The 22,613-nt window shown below is 72.2% G+C and carries 25 protein-coding genes; 12 read left to right on the forward strand and 13 right to left on the reverse strand.

Going from position 1 to position 22,613, the window contains the following annotated elements; translation table 11 throughout:
• Window positions 1-110 precede the first annotated feature (110 nt).
• From ACIHCX_RS04895 to ACIHCX_RS04905, 3 genes are read left to right on the forward strand one after another with little or no spacing between them, the layout of a single operon-like run.
• A complete protein-coding gene (locus tag ACIHCX_RS04895; protein WP_400026649.1) occupies window positions 111-1,076 on the forward strand; it encodes an AraC family transcriptional regulator in 966 nt (321 codons plus the stop codon).
• Window positions 977-1,723 (forward strand): AzlC family ABC transporter permease, encoded by a 747-nt coding sequence (locus tag ACIHCX_RS04900; protein ID WP_400026650.1) that lies wholly within the window; start codon window positions 977-979, stop codon window positions 1,721-1,723. Before ACIHCX_RS04895 ends, ACIHCX_RS04900 begins: the two co-directional genes overlap by 100 nt.
• Entirely contained in the window at window positions 1,720-2,028 is a 309-nt protein-coding gene (locus ACIHCX_RS04905) for an AzlD domain-containing protein (RefSeq protein ID WP_384083394.1), read from the forward strand. Before ACIHCX_RS04900 ends, ACIHCX_RS04905 begins: the two co-directional genes overlap by 4 nt.
• A gap of 32 nt (window positions 2,029-2,060) precedes the next feature.
• Here the strand turns inward: ACIHCX_RS04905 and ACIHCX_RS04910 are convergent, their stop codons facing one another.
• On the reverse strand, window positions 2,061-3,005 hold the full coding sequence (locus ACIHCX_RS04910) for a hypothetical protein (protein WP_400026653.1): 945 nt from the start codon (window positions 3,003-3,005) through the stop codon (window positions 2,061-2,063).
• 80 nt (window positions 3,006-3,085) lie between these two features.
• On the opposite strand from ACIHCX_RS04910, the gene ACIHCX_RS04915 reads away from it, so the two are divergent.
• Together ACIHCX_RS04915 and ACIHCX_RS04920 are read left to right on the forward strand one after the other, a co-directional pair.
• Window positions 3,086-3,280: a DUF3046 domain-containing protein gene (locus tag ACIHCX_RS04915; RefSeq protein ID WP_361415174.1), complete on the forward strand. Its 195-nt coding sequence runs from the start codon at window positions 3,086-3,088 to the stop codon at window positions 3,278-3,280.
• Between the two features lie 60 nt (window positions 3,281-3,340).
• Window positions 3,341-4,600 carry an AI-2E family transporter gene (locus ACIHCX_RS04920; RefSeq protein WP_400026655.1) on the forward strand — a complete coding sequence of 420 codons (1,260 nt, stop codon included), beginning with the start codon at window positions 3,341-3,343 and terminating at the stop codon, window positions 4,598-4,600.
• Window positions 4,601-4,674: 74 nt separating this feature from the next.
• On the opposite strand, the gene ACIHCX_RS04925 is transcribed toward ACIHCX_RS04920, so the two are convergent.
• Window positions 4,675-5,457, reverse strand: coding sequence for a phosphotransferase family protein (locus ACIHCX_RS04925; protein WP_400026656.1), 783 nt, complete (start codon window positions 5,455-5,457; stop codon window positions 4,675-4,677).
• Between the two features lie 446 nt (window positions 5,458-5,903).
• Between ACIHCX_RS04925 and recA the strand changes: the two genes are divergently transcribed.
• Both recA and recX read left to right on the forward strand, forming a co-directional pair.
• Window positions 5,904-7,019, forward strand: a complete 1,116-nt coding sequence (recA, locus tag ACIHCX_RS04930; protein ID WP_400026658.1) for a recombinase RecA — start codon at window positions 5,904-5,906, stop codon at window positions 7,017-7,019.
• A 3-nt stretch (window positions 7,020-7,022) separates the two neighbouring features.
• On the forward strand, window positions 7,023-7,856 hold the full coding sequence (recX, locus tag ACIHCX_RS04935) for a recombination regulator RecX (protein ID WP_400026659.1): 834 nt from the start codon (window positions 7,023-7,025) through the stop codon (window positions 7,854-7,856).
• 151 nt (window positions 7,857-8,007) lie between these two features.
• Here recX and ACIHCX_RS04940 read toward each other — a convergent pair whose 3' ends face one another.
• The 8 genes from ACIHCX_RS04940 to ACIHCX_RS04975 form a co-directional block, all read right to left on the reverse strand.
• Window positions 8,008-8,430, reverse strand: a complete 423-nt coding sequence (locus tag ACIHCX_RS04940; protein ID WP_400026661.1) for a rhodanese-like domain-containing protein — start codon at window positions 8,428-8,430, stop codon at window positions 8,008-8,010.
• Window positions 8,427-9,029 (reverse strand): cysteine dioxygenase, encoded by a 603-nt coding sequence (locus tag ACIHCX_RS04945; protein ID WP_400026662.1) that lies wholly within the window; start codon window positions 9,027-9,029, stop codon window positions 8,427-8,429. The genes ACIHCX_RS04940 and ACIHCX_RS04945 overlap by 4 nt, the downstream gene beginning before the upstream one ends.
• 182 nt (window positions 9,030-9,211) lie before the next feature.
• On the reverse strand, window positions 9,212-9,376 hold the full coding sequence (locus ACIHCX_RS04950; RefSeq protein ID WP_400026663.1) for a putative leader peptide: 165 nt from the start codon (window positions 9,374-9,376) through the stop codon (window positions 9,212-9,214).
• A 12-nt stretch (window positions 9,377-9,388) separates the two neighbouring features.
• Window positions 9,389-10,990 (reverse strand): FAD-dependent monooxygenase, encoded by a 1,602-nt coding sequence (locus tag ACIHCX_RS04955; RefSeq protein ID WP_400026664.1) that lies wholly within the window; start codon window positions 10,988-10,990, stop codon window positions 9,389-9,391.
• Between the two features lie 176 nt (window positions 10,991-11,166).
• Complete coding sequence (locus ACIHCX_RS04960) at window positions 11,167-12,051, reverse strand: amino acid ABC transporter permease (protein WP_400026666.1); 885 nt, start codon at window positions 12,049-12,051, stop codon at window positions 11,167-11,169.
• A complete protein-coding gene (locus ACIHCX_RS04965; RefSeq protein ID WP_400026667.1) occupies window positions 12,048-12,713 on the reverse strand; it encodes an amino acid ABC transporter permease in 666 nt (221 codons plus the stop codon). Before ACIHCX_RS04965 ends, ACIHCX_RS04960 begins: the two co-directional genes overlap by 4 nt.
• Before the next feature lie 75 nt (window positions 12,714-12,788).
• The gene (locus ACIHCX_RS04970; RefSeq protein ID WP_400026669.1) at window positions 12,789-13,628 is read right to left on the reverse strand and encodes a glutamate ABC transporter substrate-binding protein; all 840 of its coding nucleotides are present in this window, start codon (window positions 13,626-13,628) and stop codon (window positions 12,789-12,791) included.
• A 98-nt stretch (window positions 13,629-13,726) separates the two neighbouring features.
• A complete protein-coding gene (locus ACIHCX_RS04975; RefSeq protein WP_400026671.1) occupies window positions 13,727-14,503 on the reverse strand; it encodes an amino acid ABC transporter ATP-binding protein in 777 nt (258 codons plus the stop codon).
• Between the two features lie 284 nt (window positions 14,504-14,787).
• Between ACIHCX_RS04975 and ACIHCX_RS04980 the strand changes: the two genes are divergently transcribed.
• Together ACIHCX_RS04980 and ACIHCX_RS04985 are read left to right on the forward strand one after the other, a co-directional pair.
• Complete coding sequence (locus ACIHCX_RS04980; protein ID WP_400026673.1) at window positions 14,788-15,474, forward strand: response regulator transcription factor; 687 nt, start codon at window positions 14,788-14,790, stop codon at window positions 15,472-15,474.
• Between the two features lie 9 nt (window positions 15,475-15,483).
• On the forward strand, window positions 15,484-16,899 hold the full coding sequence (locus ACIHCX_RS04985) for a sensor histidine kinase (protein WP_400026674.1): 1,416 nt from the start codon (window positions 15,484-15,486) through the stop codon (window positions 16,897-16,899).
• On the opposite strand, the gene ACIHCX_RS04990 is transcribed toward ACIHCX_RS04985, so the two are convergent.
• Window positions 16,889-17,887 (reverse strand): TAXI family TRAP transporter solute-binding subunit, encoded by a 999-nt coding sequence (locus ACIHCX_RS04990; protein ID WP_400026676.1) that lies wholly within the window; start codon window positions 17,885-17,887, stop codon window positions 16,889-16,891. The two genes, ACIHCX_RS04985 and ACIHCX_RS04990, sit on opposite strands and share 11 nt — an antisense overlap.
• A gap of 94 nt (window positions 17,888-17,981) precedes the next feature.
• On the opposite strand from ACIHCX_RS04990, the gene ACIHCX_RS04995 reads away from it, so the two are divergent.
• Window positions 17,982-18,386, forward strand: a complete 405-nt coding sequence (locus tag ACIHCX_RS04995; RefSeq protein WP_400026677.1) for a MazG nucleotide pyrophosphohydrolase domain-containing protein — start codon at window positions 17,982-17,984, stop codon at window positions 18,384-18,386.
• Here ACIHCX_RS04995 and ACIHCX_RS05000 read toward each other — a convergent pair.
• Complete coding sequence (locus tag ACIHCX_RS05000) at window positions 18,310-19,617, reverse strand: glycosyltransferase family 87 protein (RefSeq protein ID WP_400026678.1); 1,308 nt, start codon at window positions 19,615-19,617, stop codon at window positions 18,310-18,312. The genes ACIHCX_RS04995 and ACIHCX_RS05000 overlap by 77 nt on opposite strands.
• A gap of 171 nt (window positions 19,618-19,788) precedes the next feature.
• Between ACIHCX_RS05000 and miaB the strand changes: the two genes are divergently transcribed.
• Both miaB and ACIHCX_RS05010 read left to right on the forward strand, forming a co-directional pair.
• A complete protein-coding gene (miaB, locus tag ACIHCX_RS05005; protein ID WP_400026679.1) occupies window positions 19,789-21,318 on the forward strand; it encodes a tRNA (N6-isopentenyl adenosine(37)-C2)-methylthiotransferase MiaB in 1,530 nt (509 codons plus the stop codon).
• Between the two features lie 58 nt (window positions 21,319-21,376).
• Window positions 21,377-22,090, forward strand: coding sequence for a class III extradiol dioxygenase subunit B-like domain-containing protein (locus ACIHCX_RS05010; RefSeq protein WP_400026680.1), 714 nt, complete (start codon window positions 21,377-21,379; stop codon window positions 22,088-22,090).
• Window positions 22,091-22,234: 144 nt separating this feature from the next.
• Here the strand turns inward: ACIHCX_RS05010 and ACIHCX_RS05015 are convergent, their stop codons facing one another.
• Complete coding sequence (locus ACIHCX_RS05015) at window positions 22,235-22,567, reverse strand: Rv0909 family putative TA system antitoxin (RefSeq protein ID WP_400026681.1); 333 nt, start codon at window positions 22,565-22,567, stop codon at window positions 22,235-22,237.
• Between the last annotated feature and the right edge of the window lie 46 nt (window positions 22,568-22,613).

Genomic DNA, 22,613 nt, shown 5'->3' on the forward strand with positions numbered 1-22,613 from the left:
GAGTCCATCGTGCACCCGGCCACTGACAACGCCCGCTGACCTGGGCGTGCCCGGACACCCGGGGCGGCCCCACCCTCGCGCGGCGGCGCCGACGACGGAGAATCGGGGGCATGGCGGCAGCGGGTGAGGAACGGGCGCGGCACTGGCAGTACGAGGAACTGCCCGGTGTCGATCTGCTGCGGGCCCGCTACGTCCGCAAGGAGTTCGTGCGGCACACCCACGAGCACTTCGTGATCGCCGCCGTCGTCGAGGGCGTCGAGGTCTTCCACCACGGAGGGTCCGACCAGTACGCGGGGCCGGGGGCGCTGGCGCTGGTCAATCCCGACACACCGCACACCGGGCGGGCGGCGGTGCCCGAGGGATGGCGGTACGGCGCGGTGTATCCGCGACCGGAGCTGGTCGCCGAGATCGCCGCGGAGACCACGGGCATTCGCGGGACGCCGGGCTTCGTCCGCCCCGTGCTCGACGATCCGTACGCCGTCGGGCTGGTCCACCAGGTGCTGCGGGCCGCGGACGAGGGGAACGCGCTGGCCGCCGACACCCTGCTGCGGGTCGCCGTGACGCGGTTGCTGCGGCTCAACGGCGGGGCGCTGCCGCAGCGGGAGACACGGACGGCGGGGGCCCGCATCGCGGCACGCGCGCGTGCCGTCCTGGAGGAGCGGATGGCCGAGCCGCCGAGCCTGGCAGGACTGGCGGCCGACCTGGGCAGCAGTCCGTTCGCGCTGCTGCGGGCGTTCCGCAGCGCCTACGGAATGCCGCCGCACACCTGGCTGACCGACGCCCGGGTGCGCCGGGCCAGGCGGCTGCTGGACGCGGGCGCCGCCCCCTCCCAGGCCGCGGTCGCCGTCGGCTTCACCGACCAGTCGCACCTGAGCCGGCACTTCTCCCGGATCGTGGGCGTGCCCCCGGGGGCCTACCAGCGCGAGCGCAAGAACGTACAAGACGACAGGCCCCGGCTCTTCCTACCCTCGGCGCTGTGGCAGAACAGACAGCTCTCGCAGACATGCGCGCCGACGACGGAGGAAAGCCCGACGCCGCCGTCGTACGGGACGCCCTGGGGGTCGGGGTCGCCGTAGGACTGTCCGGGTTCGCCTTCGGGGTGACCTCGGCGGGCAGCGGGCTCACGGTCTGGCAGACGTGCGCGCTCAGCCTGCTGGTGTTCACCGGGGCCTCCCAGTTCGCGCTGGTGGGGGCGCTGGCAGCCGGAGGCAACCCGTTCACGGCGGCCGCGGGCGCCTTCTTCCTCGGCGTGCGCAACGCCTTCTACGGGCTGCGCCTGTCGCAGCTGCTGGCCCTCCCGCGCGCGGTGCGGCCGCTCGCGGCCCAGTGGGTCATCGACGAGACCACCGCGGTGACGCTGGCCCAGCCCACGCGGCGCGGCGCGCGGATCGGCTTCACCGTCACCGGGGTCACCCTGTACGTGCTGTGGAACCTCACCACGCTGCTGGGCGCGCTGGGTGCCAAGGCCCTCGGCGACACCGACGCGTGGGGCCTGGACGCGGCCGGGCCGGCCGTGTTCCTGGCGCTGCTGGCGCCGATGCTGAAGACCGCGACCGAGCGGGCCGTCGCCGCGCTGGCCATCCTGCTCGGGCTCGGACTCCTGCCCGTGCTGCCGGCCGGGGTGCCGGTCCTGGCGGCCGCGCTCGCCGCGCCGGCCGTGCTGTACCTGCGAGGCCGCCGCGGGAGCGGCGCCCGTGACGACGTTCGAGAGGGAGATCGTTGAACATCTGGATCGCGGTGGCGGTGACCGCTGTCGGCTGCTACGCCGTCAAGCTGGCCGGGCTGCTCGTTCCGGCGGGTGCCCTGGAGCGACCGCTGGTGAGGCGGCTCGCCGCGTTGCTGCCCGTCGCCCTGCTGGCCGCGCTCACCGCCCAGCAGACGTTCGCCGACGGGCACACGCTGGTGCTGGACGCGCGGGCGGCCGGGCTCGCGGCCGCCGCCGTGGCGCTGCTGCTGCGGGCGCCGTTCCTGGTCGTGGTCGGGGCGGCCGTGGTGGTGACGGCGGGGGTGCGGGCCCTGACCGGGTGAGCCGGTGGGGCGGGGCGTCTGCCGGTGGAGGCTCAGCCGATCGTCCGGCCGTGGGCCCTGAGGGTGCGCAGCGCCTCGATCGTGACCATGGGACGTGCCTCCAGTGCGGGGGTCGGAGCCCACTGGCGCCAGGTGACCGGCCAGCCGCCGTCCTGCTGCTGGCGGCCGGCCAGGTGATCCAGCGAGCGGTTCATCTCCTCGTCCGTGAACCATGCGCGCGCCAGGGAGCCGGGCGTGCGCGCGTAGTCGTGCGGGAAGTGGTGCTCCCCGGCGGCGTAGCCCGGTGCGACCGGGTAGGCCTCCGGCCGCTCCGGGTCCAGCACCGCCAGGCGCCGCTCGCGCACCAGGCGGCCGAGCCGGTCGGCGGCCGCACGCGCGCGCGTGCGGTCGGGTGCGGAGTCCAGGAAGGTGATGGCCGCCTCCACCTCGTAGGGGTGGGAGGTCTCCAGGGACTCGACCCGCTGCCAGCAGAAGTCGGTGGCCCGGAACAGCCAGGCGTGCCACACCTCGTTGCGGTGCAGCAGGCCCACCGCCGGCCCGGTGGCCAGGAGGTCGCTCGGCGGGTCGTCCACGATCGGCACGAAGGGGGCCGACGGATAGCCGCGCTGGCCGGGATGGACCGCGGGCAGCGCGCCGTCGGGAGTGGAGACGGAGGTCAGATAGCGGCACACGCGCTCCGCCCGCTGTCCGCCGCAGCGGCCGACGGTGTCCAGCACGTACAGCGCGTGCGCGGTGTGCAGCGGCTGGCTGACGGGGCCGCGCAGATCGGGCTCCAGCGCGTGGCCGTACCCGCCGTCCTCGTTGCGGTAGGCATCCAGCGCGGTCTCCACCGGATCCGGGCCGCCGTTCAGGAAGTGGTACGCGAACAGTCGCTGCTCCAGCACACGCGCGGTGAGCCACACGAAGTGCTCGGCGCGGAACAGCGGGGAGGACGCCGGGGGCGGCGGGGGAGAAGGGGGAGCTCCGGTCTCGGCCATGCGTCAGACCGTAGGGCGGAAAGCGGTCTCCCCAGGTGGCCCCGGAACGAGGTCACCCGCAGGGGCGGGATACTGGGATCATGCGGTTGACGGTCTTCTGGGAGCGGATGGCGGAGCACTTCGGCACGGGGTACGCCGACACCTTCGCGCGCGACCACGTGATGTCGGAACTCGGCGGGCGCACGGTGCACGAGGCGCTGGCGGCCGGCTGGGACGCGAAGGACGTGTGGCGCGTGGTGTGCCAGGTCATGAACGTTCCGCGGGAGAGGCACTGACCGGTCCCGAGGACCGCGGGCCGGTGCCGGGCCGTCGGCGGCGTCGGCGAGACTTGCACCGTGGCACCCACTGACGAGACCGGGCAGACGGCCCCGCACGCATCCCCTTTCGATACGACGCCGCCTCCCCGGTCTCCGGGACCGGCCGGGGGAGCCGCCGGACCGGCCGAGGGAGTTGCCGAGGTTGCCGCCGGACCGGGCGACCGCATGCCCCGCTGGCTGCCGCGGGCCATGGTGCTCGCGATCGGCCTCGTCGCCGCCTTCCAGCTCGGCAGCTGGGCCTTCCACCAGCTGATCGGCCTGCTCCTCAACGTCCTCATCGCGTTCTTCCTGGCCCTCGCCGTCGAGCCCGCGGTCAGCCGCATGGCCGCCCGCGGGATGCGGCGGGGGCTCGCGACCTTCCTGGTCTTCCTCGGTCTGACGATCGCGTCGGCGGGCTTCGTGACACTGCTCGGCTCGATGCTCGCCGGCCAGATCATCAAGATGGTCGAGGGCTTCCCGGAGTACCTCGACTCCGTCATCAACTGGGTCAACACCACGTTCCACACCGAGCTCAGACGGGTGGACGTGCAGGAGGGCCTGCTCCACTCCGACTGGCTGCGCACGTACGCGCAGAACAGCGCCGCGGGTGTGCTCGACGTGTCCGCCCAGGTGCTCGGTGGCCTGTTCCGGCTGCTGACCATCGCGCTGTTCTCTTTCTACTTCGCCGCCGACGGTCCCCGGCTGCGCCGCACCGTCTGCTCCCTGCTGCCGCCCGCCCGCCAGGCGGAGGTGCTGCGCGCGTGGGAGATAGCCGTCGACAAGACCGGCGGCTATCTGTACTCGCGCGGCCTGATGGCGCTCGTCTCCGGGATCGCCCACTACGTCCTGCTCCAGGCCCTGGGAGTGCCGTACGCGCTCGTGCTCGCCGTCTGGGTGGGCCTGGTCTCGCAGTTCATCCCCACCATCGGGACCTATCTCGCGGGCGCCCTGCCGATGCTGATCGGCTTCACGGTCGACCCCTGGTACGCGCTGTGGGTGCTGGTCTTCGTGGTGGTCTACCAGCAGTTCGAGAACTACATGCTGCAACCCAAGCTGACCGCGAGGACCGTGGACATCCACCCCGCGGTCGCCTTCGGCTCGGTCATCGCCGGCACCGCCCTGCTCGGCGCGGTGGGCGCGCTGATCGCCATTCCCGCGGTCGCCACCCTCCAGGCGTTCCTGGGCGCCTACGTGAAGCGGTACGCCGTCACGGACGACCCCCGCGTCCACGGCCACCGCGATCGCGACCCGGCCCCGGGCCTACTCGCCCGCGCGCGCCGGCTGTGGCGGGACCGGTAGGACTCATCGAGAGCTGTTGCGCCGGTAGGTCGTGCCGGGCCAGCGACACGGGGCGTGGGGCCCGGAGCCCGCTGTCAGGCCAGTAGATCCAGCAACCGGCCGGCCTGGCGTTCCGTGGTGCCGACTGGGTTGCGAGGATGCTCGGGGTCATCGCCGGCCAGCAGAAACAGCCAGACCAGGGCGAGCAGCCGACGGCATGTCCGCAAGCGCGCTGCCTCCGCCGGGGAAAGATCGAACCGGTCCAGGAACGCCGGGACATCAAGCGGGTGCTCCACCCAACTCCCCACGTGCTCGGTGATCTCCGCCAACTCAAAGGCGCGATCACTGCGGCCAGAGTCCTCGAAATCGACTACCTGGACCCGGGAGCCATCCCAGAGATAGTTGGCCAGATTGCCGTCACCAGGGCCGAAGACCGGTGGAACCCCAGCGGGAGTGCCGGCTTTCAAGCCCGATTGGGCAAGCCACGACAACCCGGCCTCCATGGCCTCTCTCACCAGGCCGCTGGCCCGAGGGCATGCTGTCCCGGCCCAGATGTCGAGGTGGCCGATCAGTTCGCCTTGGTGTCCGGGCCTGAGGGGGATCTTGGCGATGATGTCGGACGGCACGGCGGAGTGCAGAGCGGTCACCGCCTCGGCCAGCGCCTTGATCTTCTCGTCCCCCACCGCAGCTCCGCGGAGGGGAACACCGGCGAGGCGCGACATCACCACGACAGGCTCGGATGCTGCCAGGTCCGCCTTCCGGGGATCCGGAGCCAGCCCAGGACCATGCATGGCGAGGAGCGTAAGCGCCCGCCACTCGCGCTCGGCACGACCATCGTCCCCCTTCGCGAACCGCTTGATCACGTTGTCAGCGGTCAACTCGATCGTATGGGTGCCCCATCGGCCAGAACTCATAAGGCGAGATCCTGCCAGGATCAGGAGTCACTGTCGGTGATGGCGGCTTGCGCGACCCCGGCCCGCAACGGCCCCGGCTCGACGAAGACCTCCACCAGCCGCTCGGCGACATCCGTTCGCAGACGTAGCCCAGCCCGCAGCCCGGCAGGCCCGATCCGTCGCCGCGAACGCCTCCGCCGCGTCCTCTTCGACGCGATCGGTCCGGCGTCGGCGTCGCGCTTGACACGAAAATCGAACATCCATTCTTATGGGAGCTCCGGCGAGGGTCGGCGGCAGGGATTTCGCCCCGGTTTGTGGGGGGATATGCCTGAGTTGTCCACAGGCCGGATGTGCGTCGGGGCGCATTGTCAGTGGCAGGCGTTAGCGTCTTTGACGTGAAGCGATCGACTCAAGCAAACCGGGTGGAACCCATGGCAGGAACCGACCGCGAGAAGGCGCTCGACGCCGCGCTCGCACAGATTGAACGACAATTCGGCAAGGGCGCGGTCATGCGCATGGGCGAGCGGTCGAAGGAGCCGATCGAGGTCATCCCGACCGGGTCGACCGCGCTCGACGTGGCCCTTGGCGTCGGCGGCCTGCCGCGCGGCCGTGTCGTGGAGATCTACGGACCGGAGTCCTCCGGCAAGACGACCCTGACCCTGCACGCGGTGGCGAACGCGCAGAAGGCGGGCGGCCAGGTCGCGTTCGTGGACGCGGAGCACGCCCTCGACCCCGAGTACGCGAAGAAGCTCGGCGTCGACATCGACAACCTGATCCTCTCCCAGCCGGACAACGGCGAGCAGGCCCTGGAGATCGTGGACATGCTGGTCCGCTCCGGCGCCCTCGACCTCATCGTCATCGACTCCGTCGCCGCGCTCGTCCCGCGCGCGGAGATCGAGGGCGAGATGGGCGACAGCCACGTGGGCCTCCAGGCCCGGCTGATGAGCCAGGCGCTGCGCAAGATCACCAGCGCGCTCAACCAGTCCAAGACCACCGCGATCTTCATCAACCAGCTCCGCGAGAAGATCGGCGTGATGTTCGGCTCCCCGGAGACCACGACCGGTGGCCGGGCGCTGAAGTTCTACGCCTCGGTGCGTATCGACATCCGCCGTATCGAGACCCTGAAGGACGGCACGGAGGCGGTCGGCAACCGGACCCGTTGCAAGGTCGTCAAGAACAAGGTCGCGCCGCCCTTCAAGCAGGCCGAGTTCGACATCCTCTACGGCCAGGGCATCAGCCGCGAGGGCGGTCTGATCGACATGGGCGTGGAGCACGGCTTCGTCCGCAAGGCCGGCGCCTGGTACACGTACGAGGGCGACCAGCTCGGCCAGGGCAAGGAGAACGCGCGCAACTTCCTCAAGGACAACCCCGACCTGGCCAACGAGATCGAGAAGAAGATCAAGGAGAAGCTGGGCGTCGGCGTGCGGCCGGAGGAGCCGGCCACGGAGCCGGGCGCGGACGCCGCGGTCACCACCGCCGCGGGCGACACGGCCAAGGCGGCGCCCGCCAAGGCCACCAAGCCCAAGGCCGCCTCGGCCAAGAGCTGACCCGTGACACGGCGAACCGACTGGGCCGAGTACGAGCACGCGTACGAGCACGCCGCCTTCGGTGCCCCACGGGGGAGGGGCACCGGGGACGACCTCGGCTCGGGCACGGACGGAGACGGCATACACGGGGATGCCGAGCCGGACGGTGATGTGCCTCGGGGCGACGATGGACAGCGGCGCGCGGGCGGCCCACCCGCGGGTGGTGCGCGCCGAAGCGGCTCGCGTGACGGCGGGCCGCACGGTGGACGCGGGCGCCGTCGGCGCGGCTTCGGCGAGGCGTCCGCCGAGGACGGGGGCACCGCCTCCTTGCCGAGGGAAGGGCAGGGGGAGCCTCCGGGGGACCCGGTGGAGCGGGCGCGCGCCATCTGCCTGCGCCTGCTCACCGGGACCCCGCGCACCCGCAAGCAGCTCGCCGACGCCCTGCGCAAGCGGGAGATCCCGGACGAGGCGGCGGAGGAGGTCCTGTCGAGGTTCGAGGAGGTCGGGCTGATCGACGACAGTGCGTTCGCGGACGCCTGGGTGGAGTCTCGGCACCACGGGCGCGGACTGGCTCGGCGCGCCCTCGCCCGGGAGCTGCGGACCAAGGGCGTCGACGCGGCACTGGTCGACGAGGCGGTCGGCCGGCTCGACGCCGAGCAGGAGGAGGCCACCGCGCGCGAGCTCGTCGCCCGCAAGCTGCGCTCCACCCGCGGCCTCGACCGCGACAAGCGACTGCGCCGCCTCGCCGGGATGCTCGCCCGCAAGGGCTACTCCGAGGGTCTGGCCCTGCGCGTGGTCCGGCAGGCGCTGGAGGAGGAGGGCGAGGACACGGACTTCCTGGTCGACGAGGGGTACTGAGCCGGCGTCCGCCGCGCGGCCGGCGAGGGATGACACGAACCCACGCGGGCAGGAGCGAACACCCGCGGGCAGGCACGAACACCCCAGGGTGCGCGGGCCTGGCGTGTGCTTCCCGCGCTTCCCGTGACCCCCGCGCTTCCCGCGATTTCCTCTACGCCGACTGAGCGCGGCCGTCCCACGGTGTCACCGGCAGCCCGGCCGAGCGCCATGCCTGGAAGCCGTCCACCAGGTCGGTCGCCCGGCGCAGCCCCAGCTGGTGCAGGGACGCGGCCGCGAGACTCGACGCGTAGCCCTCGTTGCAGACGACGACCACGCGCAGGTCGTGGCCGGTGGCCTCGGGGACACGGTGGCTCCCCAGGGGATCCAGCCGCCACTCCAACTCGTTGCGCTCCACGACGAGGGCGCCCGGGATCAGGCCGTCCCTCGCGCGCAGCGCGGCGTAACGGATGTCCACCAGGAGGGCGTCGCCGGCCCGGGCGGCCGTGTACGCCTCGCGCGCCTCGACGCGTTCGTAGCCCTGGCGGACCCGTTCCAGCAACGCGTCGATTCCGACGGGGGGTTGTGGCGTGCTCACTGCCAGTCCTCCGGGCGCTCGACCTGCTCCAGGCGCAGCGTCTGACCGGTGCGACTGTAACGGCGGATACGGGGCAGCGGCGGGTGGTAGGCGTGCACGGAGACAGCGTGTCGATCGGTGGACTCGTTGAGCACCTCGTGCACGTGGTGGCGGCCGAAGGAGCGGCCCCGCCCGGCCGGGAGCCGTCGTTCGCGGTCCACCCCGTCGGTGAGTTCGAGGGTCTTCCAGCCGTCGGTGGGCAGCCGGGCCGCGAGCGAGTTCTCCTTCAACTCGCCCGCCGCGGTGAGGAAGGCACCGGCCGAGTCCGCGTGGTCGTGCCACCCGGTGCCGGTGCCGGGCGGCCAGCCGATCAGCCAGGCCTCGCTGCCGCCGGGCCCGTCCAAGCGCACCCAGGTGCGGCCCTCCGGATCGAGCGGAAGCGAGGCGATCAGTTCGGCGTCGGCGGCGGTGCGCCGCACGAAGTCGAGGAGTTCCGCCTGCGTAGGCCCCTGCGCGGAGGGCGCGGAGGGCGCGGAGGGCGCGGAGGGCGCGGACGGCGCGGACGGCGCGTAAGCGGCGGGAGAGGACTCGGCGAGGGAGAAGCCGGAAGCGGAGGACATGGGGGCGGAGGACCCGGAAGCGGAGGACCCGAGGGGCGAGACAGACACGTACACCGTCCTGAGGAGCGTTCGCGGAGGGCGCGCGGCGGCACGGGATACGGACGGACGTACGCATGTGTGGACGTACGGGCGTACGGGCGTGTGCGGGTCGGGCGGCGCGCGTCGGGGGAGGGGAGGCGAGTTCAACAGGCCGGACGACACACGCAGCCCGCATAGCGGACGAGGTCCATGTGGACCCTCCGCCACAGGCGCACATCGGTGTCGGTCACGTTCCGGAGTAGACCACGGGGGTGCGGACCGGTCAACTCGCCGTAGGCCCTGTGGACCGCACCGCGGGTGAGGTCCACAGGGCTCCGCGGTCAGCGCGCGCCCGTCTCGGCACGGTCCTCGGCATGTGCGGCGCCGCCCAGTGCGGTCTCCGCCGCGGTGTACAGGTCGGCGGGGCGCACTCCGCTCAGCGCCGTGACCAGGTGCCCGTCCGGCCGTACCAGGAGGACGGTGTGGGGAGCGGCGCCCGGGTAGCTCTCGGCGACCAGCAGTTCGGCGGGGTGCGGCAGCGCGGTCACCGCGGCGGCCAGCCGGGGCATGATGCCGGCGCCCACCCAGTGCCGGCGCTCCCACACACCGGTGCCCGGCGCGATCAGCACCACGAGCAGCGCCCCCCGGCCCAGCCGGTTTCTCAGCTGCACGAAGGAGCCGTCCTCCGCGGTCACCACGACGTCGGCGACCGGGGCACCGGCCGGCGTGTCCACGACGGCCGCCCCGTCTAGGGGCGGCGGTGCGAGCGGCGAGTCCGCGTACACCCCCGGCGCGCCCAGCGAGCCGTCTCCCAGATGGCCGTCCATCAGCAGGGCATCGTGTCCACGGCCGGACCCGGGCACCAGGGACCGCAGTCCGCCGCCCCCGCGCAGCACCGGCAGCAACTGGTCGGCGGCGCGCAGCCGGGCGGCGACGACCGCGCGCCGCTCGCTCTGGTAGCTGTCCAACAGCGCCTCGTGCGGCCCGTGGTGCCAGGCGGGCGCCAGCTTCCAGGCGAGGTTGTCGGCGTCCCGCAGGCCCTCGTCCAGCCCCTGGGTGCCGAGCGCGCCCAGCAGGTGCGCCGCGTCCCCGGCGAGGAAGACCCGCCCGGCGCGCCAGCGGCGGGCCACCCGGTGGTGGACCGTGTGGACCCCGGTGTCCAGGAGTTCGTACGTCGGCGAGGGCTCGCCGGTCCAGCCGATGAGGGTCTCCCGGATGCGCGCGAGCAGCAGTTCGGGCGTGACCAGGTCCTTGCCGGGCGGCAGCAGCCAGTCCAGCCGCCACACGTCGTCCGGGAGCGGGCGGGCGGCGATCTCCCCGGCGAAGGGGCCGATCGTCCGCCACGGCGGCAGCCGGTGGAGGAACGCTTCGCCGGGCCGGGGGAGTTCGGTGCGCACCGCGGCGACGGCGTGCCGTTCGACGGCCGTACGGCCGGGGAAGCGGATGTCCTGGAGCTTGCGCACGGTCGACCGCGGGCCGTCGCAGCCGACCAGGTAACTTCCGCGCCACCACGTGCTGTTCGGGCCGCGGGTGTGGACGGTGACTCCCGCGGACTCCTGCTCCATGCCGTCGAGCCGGCTGTCCACGGCGAGTTCGACCAGCGGTTCGCGGGCGGCGGCGCCCCGCAGGGCGCCGGTCAGAACGTGCTGGGCGATGTGCAGCGGCGCGGGTCCGACGTCGTCGAAGGCGATCTCGCGCATCACCTGTTTGCGCCGCAACGACCGCCATCCGGCCCAACGGAGCCCGGCCCCGCCGAGTGGCGCACCGGTCAGGCGCTCCACGAGCGCGGCGGTGTCCTCGCGCAGGACGACGGTGCGCGCGGCGCGCGGCGCGTCCTTGCCGGATCCCTCGTCGAGTACGACGGACGGCACCTCCTGACGCGCCAGCGCCAGGGCGAGCGTGAGCCCGACGGGCCCCGCTCCGACAATGATCACCGGATCCACGGCGCGGCGCCCCCTGCCCGCAGCGGTGTCCTGACGGACAGGTGTGAGGAGAAAACCGGAGCAGGGTGCACGATCACAGAACGTATGCAACCCACTGCCGCTGCTTGCGTCAAGTGACGGGGGCAGTGGTGATCACTCCACTGCCCCCGTGTCACTTCTGTCCGGGTGAGCGGCCGTCAGGCGGAGGTTCCCGTCGACTCGGCGCCGCCCACCGCCGCGGCCGGCAGCACCGCACCCGTCGACTTCTTCCCGCGCCTCAGGCGCCGCTCCAGCCAGCTCGCGAAGCTGGCGAGGCTGAAGTTGATCGCCACGAAGATCACCGCCACGATCGTGAAGCTGGCGATGGTGTTCGCCCCGTAGTAGGAGCTCATGGGGGACACGGCGGCCAGCAGGTCCGGGAAGGTGAGGACGGCGCCGCCGAGCGCGGTGTCCTTCACGATGACCACCAGCTGGCTGACGATCGCCGGCAGCATCGCGGTGACCGCCTGCGGCAGCAGGACCGACGTCATGGTCTGGGTCTTGCGCAGGCCGATCGCCTGCGCGGCCTCCGTCTGCCCCTTGGGCAGGGAGAGGATGCCCGCGCGGACGATCTCCGCGAGTACCGAGGCGTTGTAGAGCACCAGACCGGTGACGACGGCGTACAGCGGGCGGTCGTCCGAGTTGACGTCGGTGTACTGGGCGAACAGCGCGAGCCCGAAGATCATCAGGATCAGCACCGGAATGGCGCGGAAGAACTCCACGACCGCCGCGGCCGGGATCCTGATCCAGGCGTGGTCGGAGAGCCGCGCGATGCCGAGGACCGCGCCGAGGGGCAGCGCGATGAGCATCGACAGGGCCGCCGCGATCAGCGTGTTCTTCAGCCCGGGCAGGATGTACGTGGTCCATGCCTCGGAGCCGGCGAAGAACGGCTTCCACTTCTCCCAGTCCAGCTGGCCCTTGTCGCTCAGGCTCTGGAACACCCACCACAACAGCGCCGCGGCGGCGAGGACGAACAGGACGGTGTAGAGGATGTTGCGCCGCTTGGCCCTGGGACCCTGGGCGTCGTACAGCACGGAGGTCATCGCTTCACCGCCACCTTCTTGCCCACCCAGCCGAGGATCAGACCGGTCGGCAGCGTCAGACACACGAAGCCGAACGCGAAGACCGCGGAGATCAGCAGGAGTTCTGCCTCGTTCTCGATCATCTTCTTCATCAGCAGGGCCGCCTCGGCCACGCCGATCGCCGCCGCCACCGTGGTGTTCTTGGTGAGCGCGATCAGCACGTTGGTGAGCGGGCCGACCACCGACCGGAACGCCTGCGGCAGCACGACCAGGGTCAGCACCTGGGTGAAGCTCAGCCCGAGGGCGCGGGCCGCCTCCGCCTGGCCGACCGGCACCGTGTTGATGCCGGAGCGGATCGCCTCACAGACGAACGCCGCGGTGTAGGCGATCAGACCCAGCACGGCGAGCCGGAAGTTGACGGTGTCGAAGTTCTGCGCACCGAGATTGACACCGAGCGTCTGGTTCAGGCCCAGCGAGGTGAACAGGATGATCACCGTCAGCGGGATGTTCCGCACGATGTTGACGTAGGCGGTGCCGAAACCGCGCATGAGTGGCACCGGGCCGACGCGCATGGCGGCCAGCAGGGTGCCCCAGACCAGGGAGCCGGCGGCCGAGAGCAGCGTGAGCTGCACGGTCACCCAGAAGGCTCCCAGCAGGTCGTAGCCTTGAAGAAAGTCGAACACGATCTCCCGCGCTTCCGCGTGTGGTGGGCCCCGGTGCGCCGCCCTGCGCGGGCGGCGCACCCGGCGGGCGCTGACTCAGCTCTTGATGTCGCCGATCTTCGGCGCGGGCTCGTTCTTGTAGTTCGCCGGACCGAAGTTGGCCTCCACGGCCTTCTCCCACGAACCGTCGGCGACCATGTCCTCGAGGGCCTTGTTGATCTTGTCCTTGAGGTCGCTGCCCTTCTTGACGCCGATGCCGTAGTTCTCGTTGGTCATCTTGAAGCCGCCCAGCTTGAACTTGCCCTTGAACTGCTCCTGGGAGGCGTAACCGGCGAGGATCGAGTCGTCCGTGGTCAGCGCGTCGATCGCCTTGTTCTGAAGGCCGGTCAGGCAGGCCGAGTACGTCGGGTACTGCTGGAGGTCCGCCTTGGGCGCCAGCTTGTCATGGACGTTCTGGGCCGAGGTCGAGCCGGTGACCGAGCACAGCTTCTTGCTGTTCAGGTCGGCCGGCGACTTGATCTTGTTGTCGTCGGCGCGGATCAGCACGTCCTGGTGGGCCAGCAGGTAGGGGCCGGCGAAGTCGACCTTCGCCTCGCGCTCCGGGGTGATCGAGTACGTGGCGGTGATGAAGTCCACGTCGCCGCGCTGCAGCATGGTCTCGCGGTCGCCGCTCTTGGACTCCTTCCACTCGATCTGGTTCTCGTCGTAACCGAGCTTCTTGGCCACGTACTTGGCCACGTCGACGTCGAAGCCGGAGTAGCCCTGCGGGGTCTTCTGACCGAGGCCCGGCTGGTCGTACTTGATGCCGACGGTGATCTTCTTCTTGCCACCGCCGGACGATCCCTCGTCCTTCTTGTCGTTCGAGCCGCACGCCGTCGCCGAGAGGGCGAGGGCGAGGACGACGGCCGAGGCGGCGGTGGCCTTGCGGAGCTTCATGTGAACTTCCTTCGGTGGTGAGGAGATGAGAAGCCGTCGGGACGGCGACGGCACGATCACGGGCCGGTGGCGCACGGCGTCACCGGCGGGCCGCCGCGTCAGTGGTGCAGGATCTTCGACAGGAAGTCCCTGGCCCGGTCGCTGCGCGGGTTGCTGAAGAACTGGTCGGGCGCAGCCTGTTCGATGATCCGGCCGTCGGCCATGAAGACCACCCGGTTTGCAGCCGATCGGGCGAATCCCATCTCGTGGGTGACGACGACCATCGTCATACCGTCCCGGGCGAGTTGCTGCATGACCTCCAGCACCTCGTTGATCATCTCCGGGTCGAGCGCGGAGGTCGGCTCGTCGAACAGCATGACCTTCGGGTCCATGGCCAGCGCCCGCGCGATGGCCACGCGCTGCTGCTGGCCGCCGGAGAGCTGCGCGGGGTACTTGTCGGCCTGCGCGCCCACTCCGACCCGGTCGAGCAGCTCCCGGGCCCGCTCCTCGGCCTTCCTCCGGTCCGTGCGGCGGACCTTGACCTGGCCGAGTATCACGTTCTCGAGCACGGTCTTGTGCGCGAAGAGGTTGAAGGACTGGAAGACCATGCCGACGTCGGCGCGCAGCCGGGCCAGCTCCTTGCCCTCCTGGGGCAGCGGCTTGCCGTCGATCGTGATGCTGCCCGAGTCGATGGTCTCCAGGCGGTTGATGGTGCGGCACAGGGTGGACTTGCCGGACCCGGAGGGCCCGATGACCACGACGACCTCGCCGCGGGCGATCGTCAGTTCGATGTCCTGGAGCACGTGCAACGCGCCGAAGTGCTTGTTGACGCTCTTCAGGACGACCAGATCGGCGGTCGAGGCCACGTCTTCCGTGGCCATCGATACTTCGGTCATCGCTTTCAGGCTCCGTCCTCCTCGGTTTCGGGGGACAGTAACGACCGATGAGACCAGCGTCACCACATCTGAGGGAGATCTGAGCATCACGATCCGGTAGCGGCCGGGCACGTCACGTAGCGCGGCCGGGCGGGGCACGTACCGGCTGGATAACGACACAGGGTGTGCAACCGGAACCCTCTTGACGCCGTCCGCGTCCATCGGCGTCACTGCCATGGTGCACGCGCGCGTGCACGATGTGTACACGCCGTGACCGTACGAACCATGAACCGGAGGGGGCCGGAATGCGACTGCTCCTCGTCGAGGACGACAACCACGTCGCCGCCGCCCTGTCCGCGGTGCTGGCACGGCACGGGTTCGACGTGACCCACGCCCGCAGCGGCGAGGAGGCGCTCCAGGCGCTCGTCCCCGAGAGCGCCGGCTTCAGCGTGGTCCTGCTCGACCTGGGCCTGCCCGACCAGGACGGCTACGAGGTCTGCGCCAGGATCCGCAAGCGCACCAGCACCCCGGTGATCATGGTCACCGCCCGCGCCGACGTCCGCTCCCGCATCCACGGCCTCAACCTCGGCGCCGACGACTACGTGGTGAAGCCCTACGACACCGGGGAACTGCTCGCCCGTATCCACGCCGTCAGCCGCCGCACCGTGCACGAGGACGCGAGCGCCGGCGGCGACAGCACGCTGCGCCTCGGCGCGGTGCACATCGAACTGCCCACCCGGCAGGTCAGCGTGGACGGCACGGCCGTCCAGCTCACCCGCAAGGAGTTCGACCTGCTCGCGCTGCTCGCCCAGCGCCCCGGGGTGGTCTTCCGGCGGGAGCAGATCATCAGCGAGGTGTGGCAGACCAGTTGGGAGGGCACCGGACGGACCCTGGAGGTGCACGTCGCCTCCCTGCGCTCCAAGCTGCGCACGCCGGCGCTCATCGAGACCGTGCGCGGCGTCGGTTACCGCCTCGTCGCCCCGGCGGCCTAGCGGGGACGGGTGAGCTCACGTCTGTTGCCGCTGCTCATCGTCCTGTTGGCGGCCGTCCTGCTCGCTCTCGGCGTCCCGCTCGCCGTCAGCGTCGCCGGTGCCGAGCAGCAGAAGGCGGTCGTGGACCGCATCGACGACACCGCGCGCTTCGCCGCCCTGGCCCAGTTCGTCACCGACGGGACCAGCGGCCCCCGGCGCACGGTCCCGGACGAGCGGTTGGAGACCCTCAGCCGCGAACTCGGCAGCTACCACGAGGTCTACGGCATCCAGGCCGGCGTCTTCTACCGGACCGGCATCCCGATGGCCAACGCCCCGGCCGACTGGTCGCTGCCCGCGCGCGGAGAGGTGCGCGACGCCTTCGAGGAGGCGCTGCTGAGCCGGCGCAGCCACGACCCGGAACAGGTCTGGCCCTGGCAGCGCCACCGGCTCGTCGTCGCCTCCCCCGTGATCCGGGACGGTGATGTCGTCGCGGTCGTCGTCACCGACTCGCCGACCGGGCAGATGCGTTCGCGGACCCTGCACGGCTGGCTGCTCATCGGCACCGGCGAGATCGCCGCGATGCTGCTCGCCGTCGGCGCCGCGCTGCGGCTGACCGGCTGGGTGCTCAGACCCGTGCGGATCCTCGACGCCACCACCCACGACATCGCCACCGGGCGGCTGAAGTCCCGGGTGGCGGCCGCCGGCGGGCCGCCCGAACTGCGTCGGCTCGCCCGCTCGTTCAACGAGATGGCGGACAACGTCGAGGACGTCCTTGAGCAGCAGCGCGCCTTCGTCGCCGACGCCTCGCACCAGTTGCGCAATCCGCTCTCCGCGCTGCTGCTGCGCATCGAACTGCTCGCGCTCGAACTGCCCCGGGACAACGAGGAGATCGCCTCGGTGCGCACCGAGGGCAAGCGCCTCGCCGAGGTCCTGGACGACCTGCTCGACCTGGCGCTCGCCGAGCACGCGGAACCGGATCTGAGACTCATCGACATCGGCGAGCTGGCTGCCGAGCGGGTGGCGGCCTGGGCGCCGGCCGCCGAGGCCGAGGGGGTGCGGCTGGTCGGCGAGTGCCCGGCCACCACGGCCTGGGCCGACCCGGTGGCCCTGTCGTCCGCGCTGGACGCGGTGATCGACAACGCCGTGAAGTTCTCGCCTGGCGGCGAGAGCGTCGAGGTGTCGGTCTCCTTCGACCGCGGCACGTCGACGATCGTCGTCGCCGACCACGGCCCCGGTCTCACCGACGAGGAGCTCGCCCGCGTCGGCGACCGCTTCTGGCGCAGCGGACGCCACCAGAACATCAAGGGATCCGGTCTCGGGCTGTCCATCTCCCGCGCGCTGCTCGCGGCGGGCGGCGGCTCGGTCTCCTACGCCCGGCACCGGGAGGAGAAGCCGCGCGGACTGCGGGTGACGGTGACCGTGCCGCGGTCGGCGCCTACGGCTTGACCGAGCGGTAGTAGCGCCGGGCGCCCTCGTGCAGTGTCAGGGGGTCGGTGTAGATCGCGGTGCGCAGGTCCACCAGCTGGGCGGAGTGGACGTGGGCGCCGATGCCGTCGCGGCTCTTGATGACGGTGCGGGTCACCCACTCCGTCAGTCTCGGGTCCATGTCCGCGCGCGTCATCAGCAGGTTGGACACCGCGATCGTCGGCACGGTCGCGCCCTGCTGGATCGACGGGTACGCCGACTCCGGCATGTTGGCGGCGCGGTAGTAGCGGGTGGCGCCGCCCTCGGCGTGCAGCCTGGCCACCAGGTCGGCCTCGATCGGCACGAAGCGGAACGCGAACTTCCCGGCCAGCCGCTGCAGACCGTCCGTCGGCAGCCCGCCCGACCAGAAGAACGCGTCGAGCTCGCCCCGCCGCAGCCGGTCCGGGGCGGTGCCTATGCCGTCGCTCATCGGGCGGATGCCCGTCCGCGGGTCGATCCCGGCGGTCTTGAGCACCCGCTCGGCGATCAGCCGCACACCGGACTCCGGCGGTCCGACCGACACCCGCTTGCCGCGCAGGTCCGCCACGGAGCGGACGGGCGAGTCGCGCGGGACGACGAGCTGCACGTAGTCGTCGTAGAGGCGGGCCACACCGCGCAGCCGCGCGGCACCCGGCCCGTGGCTCACCTCGTACGTCTCCACCGCGTCCGCCGCGGTGATGGTGAAGTCGGCCCGGCCGGTCGCCACCCGCGCGACGTTCTCCTGCGAGCCGTCGCTGGTCAGCAGCCGCACCTTCAGATCGGGCATGTCCTTGGCGAACGCGGTGCGCAGCCGCACGCCGTACTCCTGGTAGACCCCGCGCAGGGTTCCCGTGCTGAAGGTGATCGTTCCGCTCGGCGGGGCCTCGCCCAGGGGCAGCAGCCACCACAGCAGCAGCCCGAGGACCACGACCCCGGCGGCCGTGCCCGTCAGGCCGCGGCGTCGTCCGATGCGGGGGGACAGCTTTGGCATGGGCGCGATCCTGCCAGCGGTACGCCGCGCTGACCAGGGGCAAGCGACCCGGTGGCCGCCCGGCGCGGTTCGAGCCGGCGGCTACCCTCGCGGTATGAGTTCCTCGCCCGCCGATCTGGTCCGTGAGTTCCACCGCGCCTTCGGGCTCGACGCCCGCCGCACGCCGACCCGGGTGCCGCCGGAGCTCGCCGCGCACCGCGGGGAACTGCTGGCGGAGGAGGCGGCCGAGGTCGCGGAGGTCTCCGTCGGCGGCCCGCTCGACCGGCTCGCACACGAACTGGCGGACGTCGTGTACGTGGCGTACGGCACCGCCCTGGTGCACGGCATCGACCTCGACGACGTGATCGCCGAGATCCACCGCGCCAACATGACCAAGCTCGGCCCCGACGGGCAGGTCGCCCGCCGCGACGACGGCAAGGTGCTCAAGGGGGAGCACTACGTGGCTCCCGACGTGTCCGCCGTGCTGCGCCGGCAGGGCTGGGTTCCCGACGGCGTCTGACGAGGAACGCGTACGGCCCGCGTACGTCCGAAGCGGCGGGCCGCCGCGGTGCACGCCGGGCGCACCGCACGGCGAGCACCAGCGCGAGCCCGCACAGCGTGGCCGCGTCCTTGAATGCCCTGCGGGTCGAGCCGTCCAGGTGCGGGAAGGCGAACTGGGGCACCTGCGGGACGAGCGCGACCCAGAACCACGGCGAGCGCGTCACCGAGTCCGCCTCCAGCGCCCCGGCGACCAGCAGCGGCACGACGACGACCAGGTAGTGGTCGTAGGACGGCCGGGACACCAGAAAGGAGGCCAGCATCAGCAGCGCGGCCGTGTCCGCGAGTCGCGCGGGACCCGGATCGGCGCGGCGCCAGCGCAGCCGGGCGCAGAGCACACCGGCCGCCGCCGCGGCCAGGGCCACCGCCTCGGCCGGTACGGGCGGCAGACCCAGCCGCGGCAGTACCGCCGGCAGGGAGGCGTCGTACGGCCGCATCAGACCGTCCCCGCCCTTGAGCAGGAAGGGCAGGGTGCGGGTGAAGAAGCCGCCCGGGTCCGGCATGATCAGGGCCGCGCCCGCCGACACGGCCAGCGGCACCGCCACCATCCAGGCCAGCGCCCGCCACCGCCGGGCCAGCACCAGCAGGATGATCAAGGGCAGCAGCAGCGGCTTCACCGCCACCGAGACGCCCAGGACCACCCCGGCCGCGTCCCAGCGGCCCCGGTCGGCCAGCAGCAGCGCCAGCGGCAGGGCCAGGGCGCCGACCGCGGTCCAGTTCCCCAGGGTCACCAGGTGGCCGACCGGTGCCCAGCCCAGCACCAGCACCAGCAGCCCCAGCACCGCGAACCGGCTGCACGCCGGCACCCGGAACAGGCGCACCGCACACCACCAGCCGCCCGCGATCAGCGCCACGCAGGCCAGCGGCGCCGCGACGCGCACCACGGGCGCCGGGAGCGCGGCCTGCCCGGCGGCGAACAGCACGGCACTGGGCAGGTACAGGAAGCGCCGGTCGGCATACGGAGCGCCCCCGCCCAGCCAGATCTGCCCGGCATGGACGACGAAGGCGTTGTCCATCCCTCCCTGGGTGAACACGACGGCCACGCGCGCGGCGCGGGCGACCAGGACGACGGCGAGGAGGGCCACCGGGAGCGGACCGGCCGGCCGCAGCAGCCACGCGCGCAGCACCGCCGTCGGGGACACTTCCGGCGCGGGTGCCCGCAGGGCGTCACGAAGCTCCGTCACGCGTGTCATTTTGGGCCAGTTGCCCCCATGCGGGAGGAAGTGACCGGTCGTGTCGCCCTCACGTGGACGCAAAGCCTTCCGGCCGGGCCGTCGCTCCCGCGGATCCGCGCGGTGCCCGGCCCGGAAGGCCGTGGCGCTCCGCCGTCCGGGGGGCTGCCGGGGACCGCCTACCCTTGACGCATGACCAGCAGCAGCGACCGGAGCCCCGCAGTGGACGTTCAAGGACCCAAGAGCTACGAGATCCGCACCTACGGGTGCCAGATGAACGTCCACGACTCCGAGCGGCTGGCCGGGCTGCTCGAGGACGCGGGGTACGTGCGGGCGCCGGAGGGGGCGGACGGCGAGGCGGACGTCGTCGTCTTCAACACCTGCGCCGTCCGGGAGAACGCCGACAACCGGCTGTACGGCAACCTGGGGCACCTCGCGCCGATGAAGGCGAAGCGGCCCGGGATGCAGATCGCCGTCGGCGGCTGCCTGGCGCAGAAGGACCGGGACACCATCGTGAAGAGGGCGCCCTGGGTGGACGTCGTCTTCGGCACGCACAACATCGGCAAGCTGCCCGTCCTGCTCGAGCGCGCCCGCGTGCAGGAGGAGGCGCAGGTCGAGATCGCCGAGTCCCTGGAGGCGTTCCCCTCCACGCTGCCGACGCGGCGCGAGAGCGCGTACGCGGCCTGGGTCTCGATCTCCGTCGGCTGCAACAACACCTGCACCTTCTGCATCGTCCCCGCGCTGCGCGGCAAGGAGAAGGACCGCCGCCCCGGAGACATCCTCGCCGAGGTGGAGGCCCTGGTCGCCGAGGGCGTCTCGGAGATCACACTGCTCGGCCAGAACGTCAACGCCTACGGCTCCGACATCGGCGACCGCGAGGCGTTCAGCAAGCTGCTGCGGGCCTGCGGCACCATCGAAGGCCTGGAGCGGGTCCGCTTCACCTCGCCGCACCCGCGCGACTTCACCGACGACGTGATCGCCGCGATGGCCGAGACCCCGAACGCCATGCCGCAGCTGCACATGCCGCTGCAGTCCGGCTCCGACACGGTGCTGAAGGCGATGCGCCGCTCCTACCGTCAGGAGCGCTACCTCGGAATCATCGAGAAGGTCCGCGCCGCCATCCCGCACGCCGCGATCACCACCGACATCATCGTGGGCTTCCCCGGCGAGACCGAGGAGGACTTCGAGCAGACGCTGCACGTGGTGCGCGAGGCGCGGTTCGCGCAGGCGTTCACCTTCCAGTACTCCAAGCGTCCCGGCACCCCGGCCGCCGAGATGGAGGACCAGATCCCCAAGGAGGTCGTCCAGGCGCGCTACGAGCGGCTGGTCGTGCTCCAGGAGGAGATCTCCTGGGAGGAGAACAAGAAGCAGGTCGGCCGCACGCTGGAGCTCATGGTCGCCGAGGGCGAGGGCCGCAAGGACGGCACCACCCACCGCCTCTCCGGCCGCGCCCCCGACAACCGCCTGGTCCACTTCACCAAGCCCGAGCAGGACGTGCGCCCCGGCGACGTGGTCACGGTCGAGGTCACCTACGCCGCCCCGCACCACCTCCTCGCCGAGGGCCCGGTGCTCGACGTGCGCCGCACGCGCGCGGGTGACGCGTGGGAGAAGCGCACCGCCGCGGAGGCCGCCAAGCCGGCCGGTGTCATGCTCGGCCTGCCGAGGGTGGGCGTGCCCGAGCCGCTGCCCGTCGCCGCGAACAGCGGCTGCGGCTGCGACTGACCCGTCGAGCGGGCGGCCGCCCGACGTGCGGCCGCCCCGCGGAGCTACCCTGCGGATCATGCTTGTCGCCGCCGCTGTCTGCCCCTGCCCGCCCCTCCTCGTGCCCGAGCTGGCCGCGGGAGCCGCACCCGAGCTGGACTCCGCCCGGGCCGCCTGCACGGACGCGCTGGGCGTGCTCGCCGCCGCCCGGCCCGACCTGCTGGTGGTCGTCGGGCCCGCGGAGGGCCCCGGGCGCGGCCCCCACCCGGAGGGCACCCGGGGATCGTTCCGCGGCTTCGGCGTCGACCTGGAGGTCCGGCTCGGCCGGGACACCGGCACCGGGGCAGCGGGCGAGCTGCCGCCCTCGCTCGCCGTCGCCGCCTGGCTGCTGGAGCGCACCGGCTGGTCCGGCGCCCCCGTCGAGGGGCTCGGCGTGGGGGAGTCGCTGGAGCCCGAGCGGTGCGCGGCGGCCGGCCGGGACCTCGCCGGGCGGGCCGGGCGCGTGGCGCTGCTGGTGATGGGCGACGCCAGCGCGGCGCGGACGCTCAAGGCGCCGGGGTATCTCGACGAACGGGCCGAACCCTTCGACGCGGGCGTCGCCCGAGCGCTGGCGCAGGCCGACACATCGGCGCTCATGGCCCTCGACGTGGAGCCGGCCCACGAACTGAAGGCGTCGGGCCGGGCCCCCTGGCAGGTGCTGGCCGGCGCGGCCGAGCGCGCCGGGCTCTCCGGCGCGCTGCTTCACGACGACGCGCCGTACGGAGTGGGGTACCTGGTCGCGGCCTGGTCGTGAGAGGGACACGGCGGGCGCGGGGGACGCGGCCGGTACGGCCAGGACGGCACGCGTAGACCCGGCACGCGTAGACCCTGCGGGTGTTGCGGGCGGCCGGAAGGGCCTGCCTTCCGGCCGCCCGCCCCTGTCCTCCGCTGACGCCCGTCAGGGCGTGGGCGGCTGTCCCTCCGGCGGTGTCGGCGAGGAAGTGCCGCCCGGCGCCGTGCCGGCGCCCGGTTCCGGGCTCGTGCCCGCATCCGGCGCGGTGCGGGTCTCCGGGCTCGTACCGCCCTTGTGGGCGAGCCGGTCCATGGCGCCCTTGGCCTTGTCCGTACCTGCGTGAATCTTGTCGCTGTACTTGCCCTTGGTCTTCTCGTCGACCACCTTCGCGGCCTTGTCGAGGCTCTGTCCGATTGTGCCCCCGTGGCGCTGGGCGAGGTCCGACACCTTTTCCTTCGCCGGGCCGATCCTGGCCTTCATGTTGTCCATCAGACCCATGGTTCACCTTCCCTGACGGAGCGGATTCCTTCTCCCCGGCGGCCGA

Origin of the sequence: Streptomyces sp. NPDC052043 (assembly GCF_044548235.1) — a bacterium.
Taxonomy (GTDB): Bacteria; Actinomycetota; Actinomycetes; order Streptomycetales; family Streptomycetaceae; genus Streptomyces.